Origin of the sequence: Limnohabitans sp., from assembly GCF_031538885.1 — a bacterium.
In the GTDB taxonomy this organism is placed as follows: Bacteria; Pseudomonadota; Gammaproteobacteria; order Burkholderiales; family Burkholderiaceae_C; genus Limnohabitans.
This window is the reverse complement of sequence record NZ_JAVKLW010000113.1, coordinates 1-9,509: the sequence shown is the minus strand read 5'-3', so window position 1 is coordinate 9,509 and position 9,509 is coordinate 1. Positions and strand designations below refer to the sequence as shown.

Sequence of the window (9,509 nt, the reverse complement as noted above, 5' to 3'; positions counted from 1 at the left end):
GTTCTACAACCACCGCAGAATTCACTCTACATTGGGCTATGTCAGCCCGATGCAGTTTGAGAAAAGCTGGAACGCGGCACAGCTATTGAAGGCCGCATAATTGACCAGCTAAGAGGTACGTCCAACAGGGGCAGGTTCAAACTGCACGTTGGGTAGCCGTTGTGGCAGCACATAAATTTGAAACGGCGGGCCACCTGCGTGCGAGATGAAACTGGTAAAGCCCGACAGTGTGCCCCAGAACCAGCCTTTCTTCGTGTCAGCAGCTTGTTTTTCTTTCGGTGTTTTGCGCAGCCAAATATTGAGACAAAAGCCCACGCCCATGCAGCCAATCATCAGCTTGACCGCACTGTCTGAGGTGAACGATGCGGTGAGCCATCCAATGAACACACCTAGCAGGCCTGCTGGCACCAAAATTTTCAAATTCGGCAAGCTAAAGTTTTTGCGGTATAGCCACACACTCATCAGATCCGAGATGACGTAAATCGGCAGCAGCAGCACGGCCGCTTTCAACGGCGACATGAACAGCGAGAGCAGGGGAACGGCCAACATGCCGACCGAGGGCAGGCCGCCCTTGGACAAGTCCACCAAGAGCGCCGCCAATTCAGCGAGGACAAAGTAAAAATCAAATGACATGCGCTATCTGAGTAGATTCAACAGTTTACCCACGCCGTGGGCTCATGTGGGACAGTAGGGTTCCTCAGGAGACATGTCTGAGCATTTGGCGCTCTATACTTTGCGAATGAACGAAACAGTACATTCTGCCCGTAAGCCGCCTAAACGTACCAACGATCCTGAACGGACGATGGCAGGCATCATGGCTGTGGCGACGAAAGAGTTTGCGGCCAAGGGCTTGGCTGGTGCGCGCATTGACGCCATCGCGGACGCCACGCACACCAGCAAACGCATGATCTATTACTACTACGGCAGCAAAGAGGGCTTGTACCTTGCAGTGCTGGAGGACGCTTACCGTCGCATCCGCGCCACCGAGGCGGAGTTGCATTTGGCCGATTTGACACCCGAAGAGGCGCTCAAAGCCTTGGTGGGCTTTACCTTCGACCACCATCACAGCAACCAAGACTTCATTCGCTTAGTGATGTCTGAGAACATCCAACGTGGCGAATATTTGGCGCAAAGCAAACTGATCCAAGAGCTCAATGTCTCAGCCATTCAATCCATCGAAGCTTTGTATAAGCGTGGTGTTAAAGCGGGCGTGTTTCGCAAGGGGCTGAACCCCATCGACATCCATGCGTCTATTTCAGCGTTGACGTTCTTCAACGTCTCTAACCGTTACACCTTCGATTTGATTTTCAAACGCAATGGCCATAGTGCCAAAGCGCTGGCAGCACGACGCCAAAGCGTGGTGGAGATGGTTCTGCGATTTGTAAGTTATTCAAATTTGGTATAGCAGGTAGTTGACTATGTGAGATTTAATTACGGGTTTTCACTGGCCTCTCGCAAAGTAACTGTTTTGTACATTTTGCTCAAGCTCATATTCTTAAGGGTTTCTTCATGTTCCACTTCATTTTGGATCGCTGCTGTCGAGTGCTCGAAGCGGCGATTGCCTTTTGTCTCGCCTTGATGGTGGTGCTGGTGTTTGGCAACGTGTTTTTGCGTTACGCCATGAACTCTGGGATCACCTTGTCTGAAGAGTTGTCGCGTTGGGCGTTCGTGTGGATGACCTTCCTTGGTGCCATCGTGGCACTGAAAGAACATGGTCATTTGGGTACTGACATGCTGGTGAGTCGCTTGGGGCCATTGGGCAAAAAGGTTTGCCTCGGTGCTTCGTATACCTTGATGTTGTTCGTTTGCTGGCTGTTGTTCAAAGGCGCTTACGACCAAGCCCTCATCAATTTGGACAGTACCAGTGCGGTGATGGAAGCCTCTATGGCTTGGGTCTATTTCCCTGGTATTTTGTTTGCCGTTTTCGGTGGCTTGATTTTGCTGGCCGAATTCCTTCGCCTCTTGACAGGACAAGTGCGCGATGAGGACTTGGTGATGATTCAAGAGTCCGAAGAAGCCCCTCACGCCGATACCCATTAAACCGATCCAAGGAACAAGGCCATGACGATTGCTGTATTTCTCTTTTCCCTGATGGGGGCGATGGCGCTGGGCATCCCCATCGCCTTTTCTTTGCTCTTGTGTGGTGCGGCCTTGATGTGGCACCTCAATATGTTTGATGCACAAATCTTGGCGCAAAATTTGATCGAAGGCTCTAACAGCTTCCCATTGTTGGCGGTGCCATTTTTTATGTTGGCTGGCGAGATCATGAATGCGGGAGGCTTGTCGCGACGTATCGTGAACTTTGCGATGGCTTGTGTGGGGCACATCAAAGGCGGTTTGGGGTATGTGACCATCATGGCGGCTGTGATCATGGCTGCTTTGTCTGGTTCTGCCGTGGCTGATGCAGCGGCGCTGGCTTCTTTGCTGTTGCCCATGATGGTGGCTGCTGGACATGATCGTGCACGTTCAGCTGGCTTGATTGCCTCTGCTGGCATCATCGCCCCTGTGATTCCTCCAAGCATTGGCTTTGTGATTTTTGGCGTAGCCGCAAACGTGTCTATTTCCAAACTGTTCATGGCCGGTATCGTGCCCGGTGTGTTGCTAGGTGCTTCGCTGTGGATCACTTGGTGGTGGTTGGCACGTCAAGAAGTGGTGAGTGTGCCGCCACGCAAATCAATGGGTGAGATCAGTGTGGCCTTGCGCGAGGCCACTTGGGCTTTGGTGCTGCCTGTGATCGTGGTGTTTGGTTTGAAGTTTGGTGTGTTTACGCCCACAGAAGCCGCTGTTGTGGCTGCGGTGTACGCGTTGTTGATTTCGACCTTTGTTTACAAAGAATTGAACTTCAAAAGCTTGTATCCCTTGTTTTTTTCTTCCGCCAAGACCAGCGCGATTGTGATGTTCTTGGTGGCCGCAGCGATGGTGTCAGCTTGGTTGATCACGGTGGCGAACCTACCGGGCGAGTTGGTGGCTTTGTTGCAACCGATGTTGGACAGTCCTAGGCTGTTGATGCTGACGATCATGATCATCACCATGGTGGTGGGGACTGCTCTGGATATGACGCCGACAATTTTGTTGTTAACACCTGTGTTAATGCCTGTCGTGAAAGCTGCTGGTATTGACCCCGTTTATTTCGGCGTCTTGTTCATCATCAACAACGCGATTGGGTTGATCACACCGCCTGTAGGGACGGTGCTCAACGCCGTTGCTGGCGTGGGTAAGGTCAGCATGGATGAAGTCACCCGAGGTGTGATGCCATTCATGGTGGCCCAGTTCATCATCATGTTTGCGATGGTGGCCTTCCCACAAATGGTGATGGTGCCTGCACGCTGGTTTTATTGATTCTTTTCTACGGTCTGTTCGGGTACGCCAGACTGTGGATTCTTCATTTGGCGTACGACCACAAAGTTAATTAGGAGACACTGGCATGAAACGTGTATTTATCAAAACTGTGATCGCTGCTGTGGCCTTAGCCGCCATGGGCGTGGCCTTGGCACAAGAGAAAACCATCAAGTTCGCCAACCAAAACAACGCGGGCCACCCGATTGTTCAAGGCATGGAGAAATTCAAAGAGATCGTTGAGAAAAACTCTGGCGGCAAACTCAAGGTCAACCTGTTCCCAGGCGGCGCATTGGGCAGCGACCAAGCCAACGTGTCGGCTATTCAAGGCGGCACATTGGAGATGGCTTCGATGAACTCGGGCATCTTCGCATCTCAAGTCAAAGACTTTGGTGTGTTCGACTTTCCCTTCATGTTTGCCAGTGGCAAAGAAGCAGACACGGTGGTGGACGGTGCTTTCGGCAAGAAAATGCACACCAAGCTGGAAGAAAAAGGGTTGGTCGGCTTGGCTTATTACGAGTTGGGCTTTCGTCACCTCACCAATGGCAAGCGCCCGATCAACAAAGTGTCTGACGTCGAAGGCTTGAAGCTGCGCGTCATTCCCAACCCCATCAACGTGGATTGGGTCAAGGCTTTGGGTGCTAACCCAACACCGCTGCCATTCCCTGAGCTTTATGCCGCGTTGGAGCAAGGTGCTGTGGACGGTCAAGAAAACCCCATCCCCACCATCAACAGCGCCAAGTTGTACGAAGTGCAAAAGAACCTGACATTGACAGGTCACCAGTACAACCCACAGTCTGTGGTGATCAGCAAAAAGTTCTGGGACACCTTGAGCGCTGCTGAAAAGAAAATCGTGTCTGACGCAGCCACGGAGTCAGCCAGCTTCCAACGCAGCACGGCTCGTGCTTTGGAGGCCAGCTTGCTGGACAACCTAAAGAAGAACGGCATGCAAGTGACCACATTGCCTGTCTCTGAAATGGCCATTCTTCGTGAGAAGATGAAACCTGTCATTGCCAAGCACGGCGAGCCTATCGCCGCAACTGTGAGCGAATTGCAAGCCGAATTAGCCAAGCTGCGCAAGTAATGTAGGACCACGCGAAATCTTGTTTGCGCAAGGTTTCGTGTTTTAGACGAACTGATATCAGGAGATTATTTTGAAAATTCTCATGCTGCACGGCATCAACCACGATATGTTTGGCAAGCGCGACCCCGTGCAATACGGCACCATCACGCTTGACGAAATCAATGCCAACTTGCAAAAACTAGGTGCTGAACTAGGTGTCCAAGTTGAGTGTTTTCAAACCAATCACGAAGGTGATATGTGCGAGCGCATTCATAAAGGCTTCCTCGATGGTGTGGACGCAGTGCTGATCAACGCAGGCGCGTGGACGCACTACAGCTACGGCATCCGCGATGCCTTGGCCATCCTGACGTGCCAGATTGTCGAGCTGCACATGTCCAACATCCACGCGCGTGAAGAATTCCGTCACAAGTCCGTCTTCGCAGAAATTGTGAAGGGTCAAATTTGTGGCTTTGGTGCGGAGAGTTATTTGTTGGCGTTGCGTGCAGTGGTGTCTGCTGTTCAGTCGTCTTAATCCACCATGGGTGAGCTCGGCATCTCTATCAGTGGCAACACACAGTTGATTGCCCATATTGGTTACCCCACGCATTCGTTCAAGTCCCCCATGATTTACAACCCGTACTTTGCCAGTGTAGGCATCCATGCGGTGGTGGTGCCGATGGGTTGTCAAACACTGGACTATCCGGTGTTTTTGAAATCGGTGTTCACGCTCACCAATCTGTGTGGTGCGCTCATCACCATGCCGCACAAGGTGGTCACGGTTGACTTGCTGGATGAAGTCACGACCACCGTGCGCGTGGCGGGCGCTTGCAACGCGGTGAAGAAGCTCGCCGATGGTCGCTTAGTGGGGGATATGTTTGATGGCGCAGGCTTTGTGCGCGGTGTGCAACGCAAGGGCTTCGACCTCACGGGCAAACGCGTGTTGGTGGTGGGCTCAGGCGGTGTGGGTTGCGCCATTGCCGCGTCTCTCGCCGGTGCGGGGATTGCTGCCATCAGCGTGTTTGATGTGAATACGGCATCTGCTTCAGGGTTGAGCCAACGTTTGAAACGCAACTATCCGCACATCGAGGTGCACACGGGTTCGAACGATCCCGCCGATCATGACTTGGTGGTCAACGCCACGCCCATGGGCATGAATGAGGGTGATGCGTTGCCCATGGATGTGTCGCGCATTTCGCCAGACGCATTTGTGGGGGAGGTGGTGATGAAGACCGAAATGACGGCCTTCTTGCAAGCTGCTAAAAACCGTGGCTGCCGCGTGCAGATGGGCTCGGACATGTTGTTCGAACAAATCCCTGCTTACCTCGAGTACTTTGGCTTGCCCACCACCACCGCAGACGTGCTGCGGGATGTCGCACAACTGAGTTACTGACTTTCTGTGATTGATTTTTCTTGGAGTATTTGATGACCTTGGCATCTTCACACCGCGAGTCCGTGCCCGACATGCCCAATCGTTTGGGCTTAGATGGGATTGAGTTCATCGAGTACGCCACCAGCCGCCCACAGGCGCTGGGCCAAGTGTTAGAGAACATGGGCTTTCGGCCCGTGGCGCGTCACCGTTCGCGTGAGGTGACTTTGTACCGCCAAGGCGGTATGAACTTGGTGGTCAACGCCAGCCCAGACGATGCGCGTGTCAGCGCCACCACCGATGGACAGCCAGTCATTTCTGCAGTGGCCTTCCGTGTGCGCGACGCCTTGCAAGCCCACACACGTTGTATGGAACTGGGCGCATGGAATGTCAGCAGCCAAGCGCAAGCGATGGAGTTGCACATTCCCGCTATTCACGGCCCAGGCGGCAGTCGCTTTTACTTTGTGGACCGCTGGCAAGAGTTCTCGATTTACGACATTGACTTCAAACCCATCCCTACCGTGGATCAGCACCCATCAGCCACAGCGGGCATGAGCTACTTTGGTGTGGTGCAGTACATCGGCGCAGGCCGCAGCGCGGATTGGTTGGCGTACTTTGAACACATGTTTGATTTCAGCTTTGTGCCCGACGAGCAGCGCTTTGGCATCTTGCCAAAGGGTAAGTTGATGAAGAGCCCGTGCGGCAACTTCTTGTGGCAACTCATCGAACCTGATCCTTGGATGGACACAGACGACTCGCCCGAGTGTTTGCAACGCATCGGCTTAGGTGCTGCGGATGTAGGCGCGGCTGTGGCCGCACTTAAAGCGCATGGAGTGGAGTTTGTCGAGTCCACCCAGCTACACCCAGAAGACCGTGGCGCGCTGACACGCAGTGCCTTGGGCACGGTGTCGTTTGAGCTGGTTCACAAAGACAACTGAATCAAGGCCACTGTATGAACCTACTCGATGGCTTCGGCATGGACACCATCACGATGGCGGGCTCGTTAGAGGCCAAGCTGTCGGCAATGAAGGACGCAGGCTTCTCGCAAGTCATGCTCATGGCGCGTGACTTGGTCACCCACCCTGGCGGTGTGCCTGCGGCAGTAGCAGCTGTGCAGGCCAGCGGATTGCGCCCCACAGGCTTTCAGGTCCTGCGCGATTTCGAAGGCTTGTCAGGCCACTTGCATGGCTACAAAGTGGACATCGCCAAGTCAATGCTAAAGATGTGCGCCGCCACGGGCAGCAAAGTGCTGTTGGCATGTTCGTCTACTTCACGTCACGCGACCGATGACCTTGACCACATTGCTCGCGATTTAAAGAAGCTCGCCATGATGGCCTTGCCCTTAGGGATCAAGGTGGCTTACGAAGGTTTGTCATGGGGCCGCACGGTCAACGAGTTCACCACCTCGTGGGATGTGGTGTGCCGCGCCGATTGCCCCAACCTTGGCATTGGCTTGGACTCGTTTCACATCTTTGCCGCCAGCACACCACTGGATGCGATTGAAGACCTAGATCCAGAAAAGATTTTCTTGGTGCAACTCTCGGACTTCATGTGGCACGAAACCCCCACATTTGAAGACCGCATGACCACCGCTCGCACCTTCCGCGTGTTCCCGGGCGAGGGCGTACACAGCGATGCCTTGGCCGACTTGGTGTTGCGCTTAGACCGCATCGGCTACCGCGGTGACTACAGCTTTGAAGTCTTCAACGACGATTACCAACAATTACCTCTGGCCACCGTGGCCGAGCGTGCGCGCAAGAGTGCCACATGGCTGAACGACAGTGTGTTGCATCGCTCCGCGCCATTGCCAGCTTGGACACGTACCTATACACGCGCATGAAACACCGTCAACTCGGCCCTTTCCAAGTCTCAGCCATCGGCCTCGGCTGCATGAACCTCAGCCACGCTTATGGCGCACCCCCTGCGCCTGAAGTGGGCGTGGCACTCATTCACCGAGCTCTAGACCTTGGTGTGACCATGTTTGACACAGCAGCCTTGTATGGTTTTGGCACCAATGAATTGCTGGTGGGCAAAGCCCTCAAATCGCATCGACACCAAATCACTTTGTGCAGCAAAGGGGGCATGACCGGTGTGACGTTTCCCGATGGTGTGAAGCGAGTCATCAACGGCCGCCCTGAGGCGATTCGCCAAAACTGTGAAGACAGCTTGGCTCGTTTGGGCACCGATGTGATTGACCTCTACTACCTGCATCGCTGGGACAAACAAGTGCCCATCGAAGACAGCGTGGGCGCCCTGAGCGACCTCGTGCGTACCGGCAAGGTTCGTGAAATTGGCTTGAGCGAAGTCTCTGCCACCACGCTGCGCAAGGCCCATGCGGTACACCCCATTGCCGCCGTGCAAACCGAATACTCGCTGTGGACGCGTAACCCTGAAATTGCCGTCTTAAAAGCTTGTGAAGAACTGGGGGCTACCTTTGTAGCGTTCAGCCCTGTTGCGCGTGGCTTCTTGTGTGGTGAGCTGTGGGATGTCAGTACTTTGACGGCCAACGACATTCGCCGTGCCATGCCGCGCTTTGGTGCAGACACCTATGCGGCCAACTTGCCTTTGCTCGATGCTTACCAAGCCATCGCTCGTGAGGTGGGCTGCACACCCGCGCAGTTGGCCTTGGCTTGGTTGCTGCACAAAAGCAGCACGCTCATCCCTATTCCAGGCACACAAAACACGCATCACCTTGAAGACAACATCGCTGTAACTGATGTAGTGCTGTCAGCCGATCAGATGCAGCGCTTAGAAGCGCTCATTAACCAGCAGACGGTGAAGGGGGCGCGTTACAACGCACTCAATGCTTCGGAAGTAGATACCGAAGATTTTTGAACTTTCTGAGCTGGCGTAAACCGCTGTATGACGGAGAAAAAAGACACTACGCACATTCTTGTGATCGTGTTCATCCTCTTGATGACGGTCTACTTTTTGCGTGTGTTCTTTGGCCTCATGGACGAAACGGGCAAAAGCACTCACAAATAACGGTTTGAAAGACAACGCTCAGACGCAAGCCCCGTGAAAGTAAAATAGGGGCTAATTCTTAGCGTTTCTTTTTTAACTTTTTCAACGAGACACCATGTCCCTCAACAAAGTCACCCCCGGTAGCAAAGTTCCAGAAGCCTTCAACGTCATCATCGAAATCCCGATGAACTCTGACCCCGTGAAGTACGAAGTCGACAAAGAGTCTGGCGCTTTGTTTGTGGACCGCTTCATGGGCACGGCCATGCATTACCCCACCAACTACGGCTATGTGCCACAAACCATTGCGGGCGATGGCGACCCTGTGGACGTGTTGGTCATGACCCCATTCCCACTACCTCCCGGCGTGGTGGTGCCATGCCGGGCCTTGGGCATTTTGATGATGGAAGACGAAGGCGGTATGGACGGCAAAGTGTTGGCGGTGCCCACTGAAAAAATCTTGGCCCGTTACAGCAACATCAAGTCTTTAGCGGATATCCATGATTTGCAGTTGCAACAAATCGCCCACTTTTTTGAGCATTACAAAGACCTCGAAAAAGGCAAGTGGGTCAAGGTCAAAGGCTGGGAAGGCATTGAGTCGGCCCACAAAGAAATTTTGGACGGTATTGCAATCTACAAGAAGGGCGGATTCAAGGACGAAGTGCAACAAAGATGAACTGGTTATAGGTGGCTGAGGATGCGAGAGCATCATGGCCGCTTTAACAGCCAAGTCGAAGTTGCCCAATGTACAAGCACCTCAGCCGAGAAGAACGATACCAAATC

General features: G+C 53.5%; 13 protein-coding genes. 12 read left to right on the top strand and 1 reads right to left on the bottom strand.

The window, feature by feature from the left end; translation table 11 throughout:
- On the top strand, positions 1-100 hold a 100-nt coding region (locus tag RMS03_RS11705; protein WP_405023472.1), incomplete at its 5' end, for an IS3 family transposase.
- Between the two features lie 8 nt (positions 101-108).
- On the opposite strand, the gene RMS03_RS09155 is transcribed toward RMS03_RS11705, so the two are convergent.
- Positions 109-633 carry a sulfite exporter TauE/SafE family protein gene (locus RMS03_RS09155; protein WP_310626764.1) on the bottom strand — a complete coding sequence of 175 codons (525 nt, stop codon included), beginning with the start codon at positions 631-633 and terminating at the stop codon, positions 109-111.
- A 106-nt stretch (positions 634-739) separates the two neighbouring features.
- On the opposite strand from RMS03_RS09155, the gene RMS03_RS09150 reads away from it, so the two are divergent.
- From RMS03_RS09150 to ppa, 11 genes are all read left to right on the top strand, one after another.
- On the top strand, positions 740-1,405 hold the full coding sequence (locus RMS03_RS09150) for a TetR/AcrR family transcriptional regulator (protein ID WP_310626768.1): 666 nt from the start codon (positions 740-742) through the stop codon (positions 1,403-1,405).
- 104 nt (positions 1,406-1,509) lie between these two features.
- On the top strand, positions 1,510-2,040 hold the full coding sequence (locus tag RMS03_RS09145) for a TRAP transporter small permease (protein WP_310626763.1): 531 nt from the start codon (positions 1,510-1,512) through the stop codon (positions 2,038-2,040).
- A gap of 21 nt (positions 2,041-2,061) precedes the next feature.
- Positions 2,062-3,339 carry a TRAP transporter large permease subunit gene (locus RMS03_RS09140; RefSeq protein WP_310626762.1) on the top strand — a complete coding sequence of 426 codons (1,278 nt, stop codon included), beginning with the start codon at positions 2,062-2,064 and terminating at the stop codon, positions 3,337-3,339.
- 85 nt (positions 3,340-3,424) lie between these two features.
- Positions 3,425-4,420: a TRAP transporter substrate-binding protein gene (locus RMS03_RS09135; RefSeq protein ID WP_310626761.1), complete on the top strand. Its 996-nt coding sequence runs from the start codon at positions 3,425-3,427 to the stop codon at positions 4,418-4,420.
- A 70-nt stretch (positions 4,421-4,490) separates the two neighbouring features.
- Entirely contained in the window at positions 4,491-4,931 is a 441-nt protein-coding gene (gene aroQ, locus RMS03_RS09130) for a type II 3-dehydroquinate dehydratase (protein ID WP_405023524.1), read from the top strand.
- A gap of 6 nt (positions 4,932-4,937) precedes the next feature.
- A complete protein-coding gene (locus RMS03_RS09125) occupies positions 4,938-5,789 on the top strand; it encodes a ThiF family adenylyltransferase (protein ID WP_310626760.1) in 852 nt (283 codons plus the stop codon).
- Positions 5,790-5,821: 32 nt separating this feature from the next.
- Complete coding sequence (locus RMS03_RS09120) at positions 5,822-6,703, top strand: 4-hydroxyphenylpyruvate dioxygenase (RefSeq protein ID WP_405023523.1); 882 nt, start codon at positions 5,822-5,824, stop codon at positions 6,701-6,703.
- A gap of 14 nt (positions 6,704-6,717) precedes the next feature.
- Entirely contained in the window at positions 6,718-7,605 is an 888-nt protein-coding gene (locus tag RMS03_RS09115; RefSeq protein ID WP_310626759.1) for a TIM barrel protein, read from the top strand.
- A complete protein-coding gene (locus tag RMS03_RS09110; protein ID WP_310626765.1) occupies positions 7,602-8,600 on the top strand; it encodes an aldo/keto reductase in 999 nt (332 codons plus the stop codon). Before RMS03_RS09115 ends, RMS03_RS09110 begins: the two co-directional genes overlap by 4 nt.
- Positions 8,601-8,627: 27 nt before the next feature.
- The gene (locus tag RMS03_RS09105; protein WP_310626758.1) at positions 8,628-8,750 is read left to right on the top strand and encodes a hypothetical protein; all 123 of its coding nucleotides are present in this window, start codon (positions 8,628-8,630) and stop codon (positions 8,748-8,750) included.
- Positions 8,751-8,844: 94 nt separating this feature from the next.
- The gene (gene ppa, locus RMS03_RS09100; RefSeq protein WP_310626757.1) at positions 8,845-9,402 is read left to right on the top strand and encodes an inorganic diphosphatase; all 558 of its coding nucleotides are present in this window, start codon (positions 8,845-8,847) and stop codon (positions 9,400-9,402) included.
- Positions 9,403-9,509: the final 107 nt, after the last annotated feature.